Origin of the sequence: Pseudomonas sp. ChxA, assembly GCF_030263855.1 — a bacterium.
Taxonomy (GTDB): Bacteria; Pseudomonadota; Gammaproteobacteria; order Pseudomonadales; family Pseudomonadaceae; genus Aquipseudomonas; species Aquipseudomonas fluorescens_CB.
Window position 1 is genome coordinate 2,224,254 of record NZ_JARPMK010000001.1, and the last position, 15,920, is coordinate 2,240,173.

A 15,920-nucleotide genomic window follows, 5' to 3' on the forward strand; every position below is an offset into this window, starting at 1 on the left:
CTTTTTAATCAGTAACATACGGCGCATTCCGCGATAGCTCAGTTGGTAGAGCAAATGACTGTTAATCATTGGGTCCCTGGTTCGAGTCCAGGTCGTGGAGCCAGATAGAGAAAGCCTGCAGAGATGCAGGCTTTTTTTTGCCTTGGATTCGGCAGAATACGTTGCTCTGGCGCCCCTGGCGCAGAAGACGCACGTTATTCAGCGTAGGTCGGTTTTTTGATTATGGAGTTGAGTAACGAAATATGGACAAGTCTGCGTTTGATCGAGTTTCGCTGGTGTCCGCACTGGAAAATTTTGCTGTTTTCAGCGTGTGCGGAATCTTTTTGATTGTGGGAGGTAGTTTCTTCATTGATCTCAATAAAAGTTTGCCCGACTGGTATGCATCGTTGGTGCAAGAGCCGGTCTCCATTGCATACTTTTTTATCTTGAGCCTGCTGAGTCTGGTGTTGACCGGCCTGGTGACTATGGGGGGGAGTCGCAATTGCAACGGTAAGTGGTGGTTCGAATATTTAATCCTCGCTATTGGGCGGGCGGGTATCAGCTGTGGTTTTATTGCAAGCGGAATGCTGTTGGGCGTCGGCATTGGTTTGTACCTGATTACCCGTGGTTCAGCAGGGTCTGAGTTGGCGTCTAACGCTGTGCAGTTCATGAAGTTGGGTGTGTTTTGTCTGTCGGTGGCCTACGCCATTACTGTCTTGATGTTAAACCTCATCAATCAACGCAAGGACCATAACTTCAAGGTCGATTTGTTGGGAGGCTGCTATATTCTGGCGTTGATAGCGGGCTGGTTCCATTTCGATGGTTTAGTCGACTGGAAAGGCGTGGGCGCCTGCCTGGCGCTATTGATTTTTTATTGTTTCGTTGGCCGGATCTGGCTAAGAGAACCTGTGGTTAAAGCGCCATTGAGCGCGTCCGAAATCAAAAGCTGAGCAGCGGTTGTCTCCCCCGTCTTGTTTACTCTAGCCTCAATAGAGGAGTGCGGGTCGGCCACCCCTGCACTCCCTTTCGCGGACCTCCAGCGCCTTCCACCGTTTGCGCAACGTCGGATTCTGATTGGCTATCGCGCGGGCCGTTCCTGATCGCAATGTTGGCCACGCGGACTGGAAAGGTCGTTGCGGTATGAGCCAGATGCCTCACGTGCCTCCCACTTGGCAATCACCAACGGCGCCAACGCATTGCCCAACACATTCAGCGCGGTGGTCGGCATCTCCATCAAGCGATAAACCCCCGCGATAATCGCCACGCCTTCCAGCGGCAAACCAGCACTGCCCAAGGTGGCGGACAGAATCACAAACATGAACCCCGGCACACCCGCAGCCCCTTTGGAGGTGAGCACCATGGTCACCACCAGCAAGGCCTGGTCGGACAGGCTCAGGTCGATGCCATACAACTGCGCCACAAACAATGTGCCGATGCCGAGGAACAGCGAGGCGCCGTCGAGGTTGAACGAGTAACCCACCGGCACCACAAAGCTCACCAGCGACGGCGGCACGCCATAGGTTTCGAGCTTCTTCATCAATTGCGGCATCACCGCTGCCGAGCTGGCGGTGGAGAAGGCCAGCACCAGTTCATCCTTGATATGCCGCATCAAGGCAAACAGGTTGATCCCGCAAAAACGCGCGATCAGGTTGAGCACCACCAGCACGAAAAACACGATGGACACATAGCTGACCATGATCAGCTTGGCCAACGGCAGCAATGCGCCGAAACCGAAGTTGGCCACGGTGACAGCGATCATGCCGAACACGCCGATGGGCGCGTAGGCCATGATCATCGAGGTCAGTTTGAACATTCCATCCGAGAGGCCACGCATCAGCGCAATCACCGGGTCTTTGCGTTCGGCGGGCAAGCGCGACACCGCAAGGCCGAACATCACCGCAAAAAACAGCACCGACAACAGGCTGCCCTGGGCCATGGCGCTGATCACGTTATCGGGGATGATGCCGACAATGATCTGCCCCAGGCTGTGGCCGCCGCCACCGCTGGTGGGCAGGGTGATGGTCGCTGCATGCAGGCTGGCCAATTCAGTGCCGGCGCCGGGTTTGAGCAGGTTGCCCAACACCAGCCCGACGATGATCGCCAGGGTGGTGATGCCGAAAAAATAGCTCAAGGCTTTGACCCCGATACGGCCCAGGGCCTTGCCGTCACCGTGCCCGGCAATGCCCACCACCATGCAGGAGAACACGATTGGCACGACGATCATCTTCATCAGCTTGATAAAAATGTCGCCCGCCGGTTGCAGGATATTGTCCACCAGCCACGGCCGGGATTCGGGAAAACGGTGCAACAAGGCACCAATGGCGATGCCGGCGAGCAAGCCGATCATGATTTGCCAGACCAGCGCGATGCGGGGCGTGTGCATGGGAATGCCTCATTTGCGATCAATGATTTTTAAGTTGTTGTTCTAGGCAGTCAAAACAGCGGCCATCCCTTGGCCGCCGGGTGCAGCGTTGGGTTCAGCGCAGGTCGTGGCACGCGTCCTGGAGGCGGCGGCAACCTTCTTCGATAACGTCTGGCGCGCTTGCGAAGGACAGGCGCACATACGGCGACATGCCGTACGCCGCGCCGCTGACCGTGGCCAGGCCGTAATCGCGCAGCAAGTACTCCACCAATTGAGTGTCGCTCTCCAGGGTTTCCCCGTGTGGCGTGAGCTTGCCCATCAGCCCGCTGACATTGGCGAATACATAGAACGCGCCGTCCGGCGGGGTCACGCGCACGCCGGGAATGCCCGCCAACCGGTCCAGCATCAATGCACGGCGGCGCACGTATTCCTCGCGCATGGCGGTGATAGGCGCCTGCTCACCGGCAAAGGCCGCCACTGCAGCGGCCTGGCTCAACGAGCTGGGGCAGGTGGTGGTTTGCGACAGCAGCTTGGCGATGGCGGCAATCAACCACGCCGGCCCTGCGCCAAAACCCAAGCGCCAGCCGGTCATCGCGTAGCCCTTTGAGGCGCCGTTGATGATCAGAGTGCGCGGCTTCAGGTCCGGCGCCAGGCGCGTCAGCGGCACGTGGCGGGCATCGCCATACACAAAGTGTTCGTAGATCTCATCGGCCATCACCAGCACCTGCGGATGCGCGCGCAACACCTCGGCCAGAGCCAGCAGTTCGGCTTCGCTGTACACCGCGCCGCTGGGGTTGTTGGGGCTATTGAGAATCACCCATTTGGTGCGCGGGGTGATCGCCTGTTCCAGCGCCTCGGGCGACAATTTGAAGCCCCGGTTTTCATCGCCGGGGATGATCACCGGTGTGGCGTCATTGAGCCGTGCAATGTCCGGGTAGGACACCCAATACGGCGTGTGCACGATGACCTCATCGCCACGGTTCAGCGTGGCGGCCAGCGCGTGATAAATGATGTGCTTGCCGCCGCAGCCGGCGACCACTTCGTCCAGGCCATACGCCAGGTCGTTGTCGCGTGCAAGTTTCAGGCAAATGGCCTGGCGCAGCGCAAGGGTGCCGGTGGTGGCGGTGTAATGCGTGTCACCGCTCTCCATCGCCAGGCGGGCGGCGTGGAGTATATGCGCCGGGGTGTCGAAGTCCGGCTCGCCCACGGTGAAGTTGACGATATCGCGGCCCTGGGCGCGCAGTTCAGTCACCAACGCATTGGCGGCCACACTCGGCGACGGCGCAATGCTGAGTACACGCTCGGAAAGAAAGGCTGTGCTCATGTTCAGTCCGCCAAGCCGGCGTTCACCAGCACTTTGTCGATCCAGCTCTGGCGCACCGCGCCCGTGGCGATTTCGGCCTTTACCGCTTCTTCATGCTCGGCATGTTGCCCGGCACGGCGCAGCACTTCAGCCGCGTCGGCCTGGGAAAAAGCCACCAGCCCGTCTTCATCACCCACCAGCAAGTCGCCGGGGTTGATCAGCATGCCGCCGATGGACACCGGCACATTCACCTCGCCAGGCCCGGTTTTGTAAGGCCCGGTGTGTACGACGGTGCGGGCGTAGCAGGGTGTGCTGTCAAAGCTTGCGACATCACGAATCGCGCCGTCGATCACAAACCCGACGCAGCCGCGTTGCTGGGCGTAGAGTTTGACCAACTCGCCGATCACCGCGTTATTGGTATCGCCCTGGCCGTCCACCACCAGCACATGGCCGGGCTGCATCATGCTCATGGCCTTGTAGATAAGCAGGTTGTCGCCAGGCCGGGTCTTGACCGTGATCGCCGTGCCCACCAGCTTGCCGCTGCGGTTATAACGCGTCAGCCCACGGGCGCCGATGTGGCGGCCAAGGTTGTCGCTGATATGCGGGGTGACCACATGGGCAAAGGCTTCGACCAGCTCGGCCGGAGCCATCGGGGCGTTGGGAAGGATGCGTGAACCGGGCAAGGACATGGCAAATCTCCAGAGTCGTCAGATAGCGAAGGGCTATGACCGGATCTTAGGAGTGATAAACCGACAGTTTTAGCGATATTTTATGATGTGATAGTATCGATTTTTCTCATGAGTTCGCCGCCATGATCACCTTCAAGCAAATCGACGCGCTGTACTGGATCGCTGAGTTGGGCAGTTTTGAAGCGGCGGCCAACAAGCTGAACATGTCGCAGTCGGCCATCTCCAAGCGCATCCAGGAGCTGGAAGACACCTTTGATGTGGAGATTTTCGACCGCAGCAAACGCAATGCGCGGCTGACCGAAAAGGGTGGCGAGCTGCTCGACTATGCCCGCGACCTGCTCAAAGGCCGCGACCAACTGCTCGAACGCGTCAGCGCCCGTGAAGTACTGGTGCGCAGGTTTCGCCTGGGCGTCACCGAGTTGACCGCGCTGACCTGGTTACCGGCGCTGGTCGAAACCTTGCGCCAGGCTTACCCCAAGGTGCAGATCGAGCCTTCGGTGGAACTCAGCAGCGAGCTGTTCCGCAAGCTCGAAAGCGACCAGCTGGACCTGGTGATTGTGCCCGATGTGTTCAGCGACCCGCGCTTTCACAGCACCGCGCTGCAAAGCGTGGAAAACGCCTGGATCTGCGCGCCCAGCCTGATCCCCGACGCCGACCCGGTGAGCCTTGAGACCCTGGCCAACTACACCGTGCTCACCCAGGGCGCGCAGTCGGGCACCGGGTTGATCTACGAGCGTTGGCTGGCCGCGCACAACGTGCAGATGCCGCGCACGTTGTCGAGCCACAACCTGTTGGTGCAAGTAGGGTTGGCGTTGTCGGGGATTGGCGTGAGTTACCTGCCCAGGGCGTGCTTGTCGCACTTGATCGAGCAAGGCGCGCTGCGGGCGCTGGTCACCGAGCCCGAATTGCCGCGCATCCAGTACGTAGCGTTGCACCGGGTCGACCGGCAGTTCGGCCTGAACCAGGACGTGGCGCAGATGGCGCAAGCGTGCTGTGATTTTTCGCGGTTACTGCTCTAGCGTATCCATTGTGGCGAGGGAGCTTGCTCCCGCTGGGCCGCGAAGCGGCCCCATTCTTAAAGGGTGGGACTGCTGCGCAGTCCAGCGGGAGCAAGCTCCCTCGCCACAGAAGTGATGATCGTTCCCACGCTGATCGTTCCCACGCGGAGCGTGGGAGCGATCAACGCCTGGGAGCGGGTCAGCGAGCGCGCGCGCCGCATGGGCGTTTTGGCATATTCGCCAGTTTTAACATAGGCTAATTGTGTATTGCTTGATCGTAGAAGGTTGCCGTAAGTTCGCCTGCCGTCATCAGGAGCAACATTGGCATGAGCCGCTTACCTTCTCAACCTAAGTCCCGGCAGCGCAGTCATTGGGAGCTGTTGCAAATCAAGGTGGGTGTGGCCGCGAGCCTTGTTTCAGTCGTGGCCCTGTTGTGTGTGGCGGGTTGGACGGTCTGGGTGACTTACTACGTAAAGCAAGACTCGCAAATGAGTGCACTGCTGCTTAAAGAGATGCAGATCAAAACCGAGTTGAGCGCCCATGTGGGTGCGACCTTGAAGACTCAACTGATGCCTGCCGAGGACGGCGCCAGTCTGCTGGAAGTGGGTGTCACACTGTCCAACAGCGGTAATGACATTGCACGGCTGAATCTGGACCGGCGTGTTTTGTCTATCGTAAAGGTGCAGCGCTTTGACGCGGGTTTGCCGGTGTATGGGCCTGCCTGGGATGTGGCAGAGGCGCGGTATGACGGTATGAGCTCGACCTTGCTGGTATTTCCCTTTCTGGATATCGGGCCTTCCGAAACCTATGAGCTCAAGTACATCGTCAAGCTTGATGAGCCAGGCGTGTACCTGGTCCGCTTTCTTTCGCGGATGAAAGGCGATCATATAGAGCGGCACAAACTTAAAATGAATACACCCTCCATCATTGAATACTCAACCGGGGCAGATGCATTTGTCACCGTGCCCTGAGGGCGAGTGATCTTTGGCGTTTCTCGCCCGGCACGCTGTATTAAAGGGCAAGAGACTGGTAAGTATGGCGTCGGATAGTGAGCCGATGTAATCAATCATGAAACGCCATTTCGAAGATTTGCAACTGGGCAGCATCGAGCTGTTCTGCCTGGCTGCCGAAGCCGGCAGCTTTACCGCGGCCGCGCAGGCCGCAGGCGTCACCCCGGCCGCCGTGAGCCGGAGTATTTCGCGCCTGGAAGAACGCCTGGGTTCGCGCTTGTTTGTGCGCACCACCCGTAGCATTCGCCTCACCGACAGCGGTCGCACATTTTTCGAGCAATGCCGCCAGGCGCTGACGCAACTGGTGGAGGCCCAGCAAGAAGTGATGGGCGCGCAGGCGGTGCCGTCCGGGCGCTTGCGCATCAGTGTGCCGACCACTTACGCGCATCACCGCTTGCTGCCGCTGCTGCCCAGGTTCCGTGCGCAGTACCCGCAAGTGACCGTGGATATCCATATCAGCAACCGCAATATCGACTTCGTTGCCGAAGGCTATGACTTGGCCATTCGCGTGCGCGCCCAGCCGGATTCGTCGCTGATCGCGCGGCTGTTGGAAGATGCCGAGTTGGTGGTTATCGCTGCACCTGCGTACTTGCAGCGCGTCGGCACGCCGCAGACGCTGGACGACTTGCCTGCGCATGAATGCATTCAGTTTGAGCTGCCCAGCAACGGCCGGCGCATTCCCTGGCTGTTCCAGGTGCAAGGCCAGGAGCAGGAGTTCGCCGGGGCGGCGGGCTACAGCATTGCCCAGGACGTGCTGGGCGGCGTAACCCTGGCCAAACACGGCGCGGGGTTGTTTCAAACCTACAAGTTTATCGTTGAACCTGAGTTGGCCGACGGCAGCCTGGTTGAAGTGTTGAAGCCGTTTGGCGGACGCTCGCGGCCCTTTACCTTGCTGTATCCCCATGGGCGTTATGTGCCGCATCGGGTGCGGGCGTTTGTGGATTTTTTACTGGCGTGTCGGGACGAATGGGGCGCGCTTTAACGGCAGGCGTGCCCCGATCCGGTCAGACGCCCTGGGGTGTTTCCCCACGTGCCAGGCGCGCGTTGATGTCTTCAACCACTGCCGCAAGATCGACGATGGTGTCGATCAGGTAATGCGGGCGGGCGCCTTCGAACAGCTGGCCGATGCGTGTACGTTCTTCGGCAAGTTTCTGCGCCGGCAGCGCCTTGAACTGCTCGTAGGTCAGGCCCAGGGCATTGCCGGAGCATGTGAGCGCCACCGTCCACATGCCGGCGCTGCGCCCTTCGAGAATACCGGGCCAGGTGTCATCGACCTTGACGCACGCCGCAACGTCGCTGATGCCCAGCGCGATCACATTGGCCAACGCCTGCGCCGGATACGGGCGGCCATTGGGCACTTCGTCGGTGGCCACCACATGGTCGGCGACGTAGCCGTTCTGGCGGGCCAGCTCGACGACTTTGGCCATGACCACTGCCGGGTAGCCCGAGCACGAGCCGATTTTGAGGCCTTTGCTGCGCAGGGCTGCAATGGCGTCCAGGGCGCCGGGGATCACCGCCGAATGCAGTGCGATCTTTTCGATTTGCAGAGGCATGAAGCGTTCATACAGCGCGGTGACGTCCTCATCGGTAGGCAGGCGATCAAACACGGCGCGGTAGCGTTCGGCAATTTGCGCCTGGTTGCACAGCGTACGGATGTGGTCCCACTTGCCCATGCCCATGGGGCCGCGCGCCTCCTCCAGTGACACCGCCACGCCAAACTCGGCAAAGGCTTCGACGAAAATCTGGGTGGGGGCAAACGAGCCGAAATCCACCACCGTGCCTGCCCAGTCGAGGACGACAGCTTGCAGTTGTTTGGGTTGTTGGTAATGCATGGTCAATCTCCAGTTGCGGGTACAGGGAGGCCGTCCCTTTCGCGTGCGAGAGGTAGGCGGCCAGTTCAAGGGTCAAGCGTGTGGGGTATTCAGGTGGTCGGCGTGGGGCTTGAGTCGAACAGTTCGGCGATCATGGGCCGATTGCGTCGGATGCCCAGGCAGCACAGGTGGTACTCAATGGAAAACGGGTGATTCACAAAGGTAATCGGGGTCGTGCCGGGTGTTTCGGCGTATTCGACCGCCGATACAAAACCGATGCCGATGCCCTTGGCGATCGCATGCACGATGGCTTCGCGGCTGTTGAGTTGCATCACACAGTTGAGCGAGACACCCAGGCGTGTGCAGCTTTCTTCCACCAGTTGGCGGGTGCGCGAGCTTCTTTCACGCATCACCCATTTTTCCTGACTGATCTGCTCCACATGCACCTCCTTCTGGCTGGCCCAAGGATGGTCGTTGCGCACCACGGCGATGATCGGGTAACGGTGGTAGAGCTGCGTGTCGAAGCGCTGGTCGAATTCGGACAGCGCCAGGATCGCCACATCGATATCAAAATTGAACAGTCGGTCCAGGGTTTCCTTTTCGGGTGAGAAGGAGGTTTCCAGCTCGATGTCCGGGTGACGTTGCATCAGCTCGTACGTCAGGTTCATCGCAATCGGCGGCGACACCGCCCCCAGGCGTAACATGCCGAGCTTGCGTTGCTTGAAACTCTGCAGCAATTGCACGGCTTCATCCTCTTGCCCGAACAGGCCCTGGGTGATCGCATACAGTTGGTGGCCCGCGGCGCTCATTTCGACAAAACGCCCGCGCCGGTGGAACAGCTCAACGGAGAACTTCCTTTCCAGGGCATTCACCTGCTCGCTGACGGTTGGCTGGCCAACACTCAGGAACTCGGCGGCGAGGGTAAAACTGCCGGTCTTCGCCACCGCATGAAAGGAGCGCAGCCACTTGTGGTACTGGTACATGCAAAGGTCCTGTGGCTGGCTCAGCGTCTGATGAACAGTGCGACCACCGCGCTGCTCAGGCAGGCAGTCGTCACCACCAGAAAGATCAGCGACGTGTTGCCGGTACTGTCGAGCATACTGCCGATCAGCGGTTCCGCCAGCCCGGCAAACAGATAGGACGAGAAATTCATCACACCGGTCGCGGTGCCGGCGCGCTTGGCGCCGACCAGGTCCGGGCACAGCGCCCAGAAACTCGACGCCGGCCCATAGACAAAAAAGCCACACAGAAACAACGCGACCAGGCCGATGGCACTGTGCGGCGGCAAGCTCCACATCCACAGGCTGGTGGCCGCACCGAGGACCATGTACAGCATGATTGCCAGGTAGCGTTTTGAGCCGAACAGCTTGTCCGACACCCAGCCATTGCTCAAGGCGCCGATGGCCATGCCTACGGGTAAGGCCACGGTGATCCACTTGGGGTCGACCAGGCTGTCGCCGCTTTTCCAGTTGGCGCCCAGAAAATGCACCGGCACCCACACGATCAAGCCGTAGCGCGCAGCATTCTGGAACCCCAGGGACACGGCAGCGATGATCAGGCGGGCATTTTTCAGCACCGCCTTGTAGCGCTGTAACGAGCTTTCGACCGCGCCGTGCGCCACCTCATGGTTCTTGTCTTCGGCATTGGCCACGCCGGTATCGGCAAGGGCTTCGAAACCCATGTCCTGTGGGCGTTCGCGGGCCACCAGGTAAAAGATGATGCCGCCGGCAAGCATCAATAGCACCGGCAAGCGGAAGATCCAGCGCCATTCCAGTTGCAGCACTTCGAGCACGATAATCGAGGTGACGTAAGACAGGATCGAGGCGCAACCGGCGGCGAAGACATAAAAGCCGTAGACCTTGCCGCGCTCGCCCGCGCTCCACCAGTTGGAGATCAGCCGGCTGCCCGGCGCCCAGCCCAAGGCCTGAAAATAGCCATTGAGGCCCCAGGGCAGGATCAGGCTGGCAAAGCCGCCGGCAAAGCTGGTCACCCAGTTGGCGGCGCACGACAGCACCGCGCCGAGGGTCATGATGCGCCGCCCGCCAAACTTATCGGCGAGGTTGCCGTTGATGGCCTGGCCGATGGCGTAGGCCCACAGCATGGCCGCAGAGGCCCAGCCGAGGGTTTCCTTGGTCAAGCCGAACTCGGCCTGGATGCCGGGGATGGCAAAACCGAAGGTTTGCCGGCCAGTGTAGAAAAACAGGTAGCAGAACATCGCTGCCAGCAGCATTCGCCATTGGGCGACTCGAAACGAGGCGGTTTTCACGGTAAGGCCAGGCAAGGCTTGGGCACGGTTCATGATCTTTTCCTTTTTTTATTGTTGGTTCCCACCGAGTGGTGTCGGTGGGCGCACTCTTGCGAGGGTGCGGCAGGAAATCGTCGCTACAGGGGTAAACGGCTGGCTTCAGGCGGCGTGGGCACCGATGAAGTTTTTGCCGCGTGCGCCTTGCAGCGCGAAGTTGATCATGGCTTCGGCCTGGGAGGCTGTTACACCGTAGTCGGCAAACTCAGTCTTCACCTCAAGGCTGTGCAGAAAGTCGCGCAGCCTGTGTTGGGCGTGCTGCAAGTCGCTGCCGAAAATCCGCTGAAGGGTTCGGTCACGCGCTGCGTTGCGACCCCAGGCCAGGCCCAGCACCAGCGGCAGCGTGAACGAGCAGGCAATACCATGCGGCAGGCCGTGGTGCAGGGTCATTTCGTAGGAGATGGAGTGGGCGAGGGCGGTCTTGGTGTTGGAGAACGCCAACCCGGCTTTAAGGGCCGCCAACGCCATGCGCGAGCGCATTTCCTGATTGGCCAGGTCACGCCGCAGCAACGGCAGGCATTCGAGGATGTCTTCGATGGCCGAAATGGCGAACGTATCCGAGATGGGGTTGGCATTGATGTTCCATACCGCTTCCAACGCATGGGACAAGGCGTCCAGCCCGGTGGAGACGGTGACGCCGGCGGGCACGGTGAGCATCAATTGTGGGTCGATGATCGCCACCTTCGGCCAGGTACACGCCAGGTGCAGCGAGTACTTTTTCAGGCTCGCCGAGTCCCAAATGGTGGCCCAGGGCGTGACTTCACTGCCGGTTCCCGCCGTGGTGGGCGCGGCAATCAGGATTTTGCTGCGCGCCGGCACAAAGGGTTTGCCCGTGGCCAGCAACGCCAGCAACTCATCGAAACGGCCGGACTCGGTGCCCACAATCAGCGCTTTGGCCGTGTCGATCGCGCTGCCGCCGCCCACGGCAATCACCGCATCACAGTCGCCGGCTGCCTGCCAGAAGCGTTCATAGGTATCGCGCAGTTGCGCCACATCAGGGTTGGGCTGCACGTCTTCGATGAGGTACACCAGGCGGTCGCCGAGCAGGTCCTGGATGCGTTCCACCAGGCCCAGCCCCCGCGCTTCGGGAAAGGTCACCAGCGCCACGGTCTGGCCTTGGGTGATGTCGGCAAGCTCGAGCAGGCTGCCGCAGCCGAAACGCGTGTCTACTGGATTGTGAAATCGGGCAGTCATGGCGAGTCCTTTGTTTTTGTTGTTGGAAGTGGCCCCATAGTCGGGGCGCTTCAACAAAGGCTCAAATCGATAATTCGCGGGTGTGCATCGGCTGGGCCGATAACAGGCCAGTTCAGCTGCGACTGAAGTGGGTGCGCGGTGCGACGGTTGACGCTGCAACATCCCATGCCAGCAGTAGTTGAGTGATCGCCGCGTCGATAGCCGCATGCGGCACGTTATCGCGCGCCAGGATCGAAACGCCCTGCAAGAAACTGTCAAATACCGTCGCCATCGACGCTGCCTGCGTGGTGCCCGGCAATTGCCCAAGACGTATCCCGCGCTCAATGCAGGCCACAATCCCGGCCCGGGTGCGCACGCGCGATTGCGTCAGGGCGTCCGCGACCCGCGCATTCTCCGGGCTGGGTGCGCTCATCACGCCCAACGCCACCATGCAGCCCTTGGGGTGCCCGTCTTCACACTGCATGCGCGCCGACTGGCGCAGCGCGGTTTCGATGGCCTTACGCGGGGGCAAAGCCTCATCCCACAGGCATTCGGTGACCTGGGCGTAGGTGGCCAGATAACGCTGCACGCACTCATCAAACAGCGCTTCTTTGGAGCCGAATGCGGCGTAAAAACTCGGCGCTGAGATACCGCCACCCAACCCGGCCTTGAGCTGGGCGAGGGAGGTGGCGTCGTAACCGTGCTGCCAAAACAGGTGCATGGCCTGTTCCACGGCCTGGTCTCGGTCGAAATTACGCGGGCGGCCCATTTGTGCCATGTCGGGAATCCTCTGGGTAAGCGAGATAAATACTAGTCGATACATAAGTCGTTGACAACGAGGTCAATGTGCACGCAACATTTGTATCGATCAGTATTTAAGTCGTCTAAAGGAGTCTCCCGTGACACCCTCACTCAGTCTATCCGCGGCATCCGACCGTCTGCCCATTGGCGCTTTGCTCGCCCTGGCCATGACCGGCTTTATCTGCATCGTCACCGAAACCCTGCCCGCCGGGCTGTTGCCGTTGATCAGCGACGGCCTGGCGATTTCGCCATCGATGGCCGGGCAGATGGTCACGGCCTACGCGCTGGGGTCGGTGCTGGCGGTGATTCCCATGACCATTGCCACCCGTGGCTGGCGGCGGCGCAATGTGTTGCTGCTGACCATCGTCGGCTTTCTGCTGTTTAACTCCATCACCGCGCTGTCGTCCCATTACGGCGTAACCCTGGTGGCGCGGTTCTTTGCCGGCGTGGCGGCGGGGCTGGCCTGGAGCCTGCTGGCCGGTTATGCCCGGCGCATGGTTGCGCCGCATCAACAGGGCCGGGCGCTGGCACTGGCCATGGTGGGTACGCCGATTGCGCTGTCGCTGGGTGTGCCGCTGGGCACGTGGCTGGGCGGCCTGGTGGGCTGGCGTACGACGTTCGGCCTGATGTCGGTACTGACGCTGCTGCTGATCGTGTGGGTGCTGGTGAAAGTCCCGGACTATCCGCCACAGCCTGCGCACCAGCGTCTGTCGCTGGGCCAAGTGCTGACCACGCCCGGCGTGCGGCCGGTGCTGGCGGTGGTGATCAGTTGGATGCTGGCGCACAACATTCTGTACACCTACATTGCCCCGTTTGTGGCGCGTGCAGGCTTGGCTGAACGGGTGGATTTAGTCTTGCTGGTGTTCGGCATTGCCGCGCTGCTGGGGATCTGGTTGACGGCCAAACTGGTCGAACCGCTGTTGCGCAAGACCGTGCTGGCAAGCCTGGTGGCGTTTGCGGCGGTAACCCTGGTGTTCGGCTTTGTGGGCAGCGTGCCGCAGGTGATCTACCTCGGCGTGGCCGTGTGGGGCCTAAGTTTTGGTGGCGCGGCGACACTGCTGCAAACCGCATTGGCCGATGCCGCTGGAGAGGGCGCCGATGTGGCGCTGTCGCTGAACGTGGTGGCGTGGAACAGCGCTATTGCAGCCAGCGGCGTGGTCGGCGGGGTGTTGCTGCAGACCTGGGGCGCCGCCTCATTTCCATGGGCAATGGCGCTGTTGCTGCTGGTGGCGCTGGTGATTGCCTGCACCGCGCATGCCCATGGCTTCAAACCGGGACGGCGGTCAGCCGATGGGCCAGCGGTGGCGGGGCACTAGGCGTTAAGCGAGCTTCACGGTCATGGTGCCGCCTGCCAGTTCGGCAAGTTGCTTCCCCGGCAGGCGTAGCATCCTGCGTGAAGCGCTGGCGTGCTTTAACGAGGTGGGGATCCTGGCTCAGGCGGCCTGGAATTCGATCCGTCAGGCGTCGCACTAAAGTTTAAAGTGAGGGTCCATTAGGCTCCTCACTTTAAGATATAAAACATGCACTTACGCATTATTGCAGTCGGCCTGTCGGCGCTTTTCCTGCTCTCGCCCGGCGCACAGGCCCGTGGTCTGCTGGACCTGATCAAACCACCCGCCCATGAACACACTTCGCGCTCAAGCTCCATCAGCCAAAGCGCAGCCCTCGGTCTTTATTCCAGTCAAGAACAACGGCTCTCCTTCGACGGCTGCGCGGACCTGTTTCCTGGCGCCATGCCGATCAATACGGCCACCGTACCCGCCTCGATGAAACCCATGGCGCTGTGCTCGGATCACTTTGCGGTGCTCTACTCGCAAACCAGCAAGACGCCTTTGGTGGTGGTCGAGCGTTTGAACGCGGCACAGTTGAAAGACGCCAAGGGTGAAGAGCGTACCAACCAGTTTTATCCCGACCCGCGCATTCCCAAAGGCGCCCGCGCGGAGTTGAGCGACTACCGCAGCCAACACCCGGCGGTGGACCGCGGCCATCAATCCCCAGCCGCCGATGCGCCAAGCGCAAATGCCATGGCGCAGTCCTTTGCCTTGTCGAACATGGTGCCGCAAGACCCCACCAATAACCGCAAGATCTGGAGCAAGGTCGAGGCCGACGTGCGCAAGTTTGCCGTGCGTGCCGGCGGTAATGTGTTTGTGTTCACCGGCCCGTTGTTTGATGCCGGCTACAGCACCATCGGCGACAACAAGGTGTGGGTGCCGACGCGCCTGTTCAAGCTGGTGTACGACGCCTCGTCGAAACGTGCTTGGGCCTATGTGCTGCCCAACGCCGAAACCCGTATCCAGAAGCCGATGGACTACGACACCTTTGTGAAGAGCACAGGGCTCAAGTTGCTCGGCAATTTGCCGGTTACCGGCTCGGTAGGGCGGACATGAGCCCTTTCGGCCGGTCTGACTGACGCTTGATCGGCCCGCTGTACTGGCACCCTCGGGATGTCGGAGCAGCGGGCGCGTCACGGCTTTAGACTTTTTCGATCCAGCCTGCTGGCGCTTCAATGTCACCGTTCTGGATGCCCGTCAGTTCATTGAACAAACGTTGGGTCAGCGGGCCGGCCTCATGTTCGCTGTGAAATACATGCAGGTGATCGTTGTAGCGAATACCGCCAATCGGTGTGATAACCGCCGCAGTGCCGCACGCACCGGCTTCCTTGTAGGCCGCCAGGTTGTCGATATGCACATCTTCTTCCACCGCCTTGAGCCCCAGACGGCTTTGCGCAAGCTCAATCAACGAGGCGCGGGTGATGCCAGGCAATACTGAAGGTGAACGCGGCGTCACAAAGGTGTTGTCATGGGTGATGGCAAAGAAATTCGCCGAGCCGACTTCTTCGATTTTTTTATGGGTCAGCGGGTCGAGGTAAATGCAGTCGGCAAAACCCGACTGCCGTGCCTCGGTACCGGGTAACAGGCTGGCAGCGTAGTTTCCGCCGACCTTGGCGGCGCCGGTGCCATTGGGGGCGGCGCGGTCGTAGTCCGAAATGATGAAGTTGCTCGGTTGCAACACGCCTTTGAACAACGCGCCGACCGGAATGCAAAACACGCAGAAGATAAACTCCGGCGCGGTACGCACACCGATGTTATCGCCCACACCGATGACGAAAGGTCGTAGATACAGCGAGCTGCCGGTTCCGTAGGGCGGCAGGAAGCGTTCGTTGGCCTTGATCACCTGCTTGCAGGCATCAATGAATTGCGCGGTCGAGACGGGCGGCATCAGCAGTCGTGAGCAACTGCGCTGCATACGGGCAGCATTCTGATCGGGGCGAAACAGGTTGATCGAACCATCTTTGCAACGGTAGGCCTTCATCCCCTCAAAACACTGCTGGCCATAATGCAACGCGGTTGAGCCTTCGCTGATATGCAGCTGGTTATCTTCGGTCAACGCACCTTCCTGCCACTGACCGTCACGCCAGTGGGCAATGTAACGAAGGTCGGTTTTCCTGTAGCTGAAGCCCAGGTTATTCCAATCCAGTTGCGGATGTTCCAT

Annotated in this window: 15 protein-coding genes and 1 tRNA gene; 7 read left to right on the forward strand and 9 right to left on the reverse strand. The window is 60.4% G+C overall.

Annotated elements, in window-relative coordinates; genetic code table 11:
* Positions 1 to 27: 27 nt before the first annotated feature.
* Together P5706_RS09905 and P5706_RS09910 are read left to right on the forward strand one after the other, a co-directional pair.
* A tRNA-Asn gene (locus P5706_RS09905) sits at positions 28 to 103 on the forward strand.
* A 139-nt stretch (positions 104 to 242) separates the two neighbouring features.
* Positions 243 to 929 (forward strand): hypothetical protein, encoded by a 687-nt coding sequence (locus P5706_RS09910; protein WP_285679116.1) that lies wholly within the window; start codon positions 243 to 245, stop codon positions 927 to 929.
* Between the two features lie 128 nt (positions 930 to 1,057).
* On the opposite strand, the gene P5706_RS09915 is transcribed toward P5706_RS09910, so the two are convergent.
* The 3 genes from P5706_RS09915 to P5706_RS09925 form a co-directional block, all read right to left on the reverse strand.
* Positions 1,058 to 2,362 (reverse strand): cation:dicarboxylate symporter family transporter, encoded by a 1,305-nt coding sequence (locus tag P5706_RS09915; RefSeq protein ID WP_285679117.1) that lies wholly within the window; start codon positions 2,360 to 2,362, stop codon positions 1,058 to 1,060.
* A gap of 94 nt (positions 2,363 to 2,456) precedes the next feature.
* Positions 2,457 to 3,665, reverse strand: a complete 1,209-nt coding sequence (locus P5706_RS09920; RefSeq protein ID WP_200431315.1) for a pyridoxal phosphate-dependent aminotransferase — start codon at positions 3,663 to 3,665, stop codon at positions 2,457 to 2,459.
* A gap of 2 nt (positions 3,666 to 3,667) precedes the next feature.
* Complete coding sequence (locus P5706_RS09925) at positions 3,668 to 4,333, reverse strand: RraA family protein (RefSeq protein WP_285679118.1); 666 nt, start codon at positions 4,331 to 4,333, stop codon at positions 3,668 to 3,670.
* 122 nt (positions 4,334 to 4,455) lie between these two features.
* Here P5706_RS09925 and P5706_RS09930 point away from each other — a divergent pair, with 122 nt between their 5' ends.
* The 3 genes from P5706_RS09930 (at position 4,456) to P5706_RS09940 (ending at position 7,323) form a co-directional block, all read left to right on the forward strand.
* A complete protein-coding gene (locus P5706_RS09930) occupies positions 4,456 to 5,352 on the forward strand; it encodes a LysR family transcriptional regulator (protein WP_285679119.1) in 897 nt (298 codons plus the stop codon).
* 305 nt (positions 5,353 to 5,657) lie between these two features.
* The gene (locus P5706_RS09935) at positions 5,658 to 6,302 is read left to right on the forward strand and encodes a hypothetical protein (RefSeq protein WP_285679120.1); all 645 of its coding nucleotides are present in this window, start codon (positions 5,658 to 5,660) and stop codon (positions 6,300 to 6,302) included.
* A gap of 97 nt (positions 6,303 to 6,399) precedes the next feature.
* Positions 6,400 to 7,323 carry a LysR family transcriptional regulator gene (locus tag P5706_RS09940; protein ID WP_285679121.1) on the forward strand — a complete coding sequence of 308 codons (924 nt, stop codon included), beginning with the start codon at positions 6,400 to 6,402 and terminating at the stop codon, positions 7,321 to 7,323.
* 22 nt (positions 7,324 to 7,345) lie between these two features.
* Here P5706_RS09940 and phnX read toward each other — a convergent pair whose 3' ends face one another.
* From phnX to P5706_RS09965, 5 genes are all read right to left on the reverse strand, one after another.
* On the reverse strand, positions 7,346 to 8,173 hold the full coding sequence (gene phnX / locus P5706_RS09945) for a phosphonoacetaldehyde hydrolase (protein ID WP_285679122.1): 828 nt from the start codon (positions 8,171 to 8,173) through the stop codon (positions 7,346 to 7,348).
* Between the two features lie 89 nt (positions 8,174 to 8,262).
* Positions 8,263 to 9,135, reverse strand: a complete 873-nt coding sequence (locus P5706_RS09950) for a LysR substrate-binding domain-containing protein (protein WP_200431320.1) — start codon at positions 9,133 to 9,135, stop codon at positions 8,263 to 8,265.
* A gap of 20 nt (positions 9,136 to 9,155) precedes the next feature.
* Positions 9,156 to 10,451, reverse strand: a complete 1,296-nt coding sequence (locus P5706_RS09955; RefSeq protein ID WP_017137002.1) for an MFS transporter — start codon at positions 10,449 to 10,451, stop codon at positions 9,156 to 9,158.
* A gap of 105 nt (positions 10,452 to 10,556) precedes the next feature.
* Complete coding sequence (psrA, locus tag P5706_RS09960) at positions 10,557 to 11,648, reverse strand: iron-containing alcohol dehydrogenase PsrA (protein ID WP_285679124.1); 1,092 nt, start codon at positions 11,646 to 11,648, stop codon at positions 10,557 to 10,559.
* Positions 11,649 to 11,760: 112 nt separating this feature from the next.
* Positions 11,761 to 12,405: a TetR/AcrR family transcriptional regulator gene (locus P5706_RS09965; RefSeq protein ID WP_285679125.1), complete on the reverse strand. Its 645-nt coding sequence runs from the start codon at positions 12,403 to 12,405 to the stop codon at positions 11,761 to 11,763.
* Between the two features lie 121 nt (positions 12,406 to 12,526).
* Here P5706_RS09965 and P5706_RS09970 point away from each other — a divergent pair, with 121 nt between their 5' ends.
* Together P5706_RS09970 and P5706_RS09975 are read left to right on the forward strand one after the other, a co-directional pair.
* Positions 12,527 to 13,744 (forward strand): MFS transporter, encoded by a 1,218-nt coding sequence (locus tag P5706_RS09970; RefSeq protein WP_285679126.1) that lies wholly within the window; start codon positions 12,527 to 12,529, stop codon positions 13,742 to 13,744.
* Between the two features lie 204 nt (positions 13,745 to 13,948).
* Positions 13,949 to 14,815, forward strand: coding sequence for a DNA/RNA non-specific endonuclease (locus P5706_RS09975; RefSeq protein ID WP_285679127.1), 867 nt, complete (start codon positions 13,949 to 13,951; stop codon positions 14,813 to 14,815).
* A gap of 85 nt (positions 14,816 to 14,900) precedes the next feature.
* On the opposite strand, the gene P5706_RS09980 is transcribed toward P5706_RS09975, so the two are convergent.
* A complete protein-coding gene (locus P5706_RS09980; RefSeq protein WP_200431325.1) occupies positions 14,901 to 15,920 on the reverse strand; it encodes a branched-chain amino acid aminotransferase in 1,020 nt (339 codons plus the stop codon).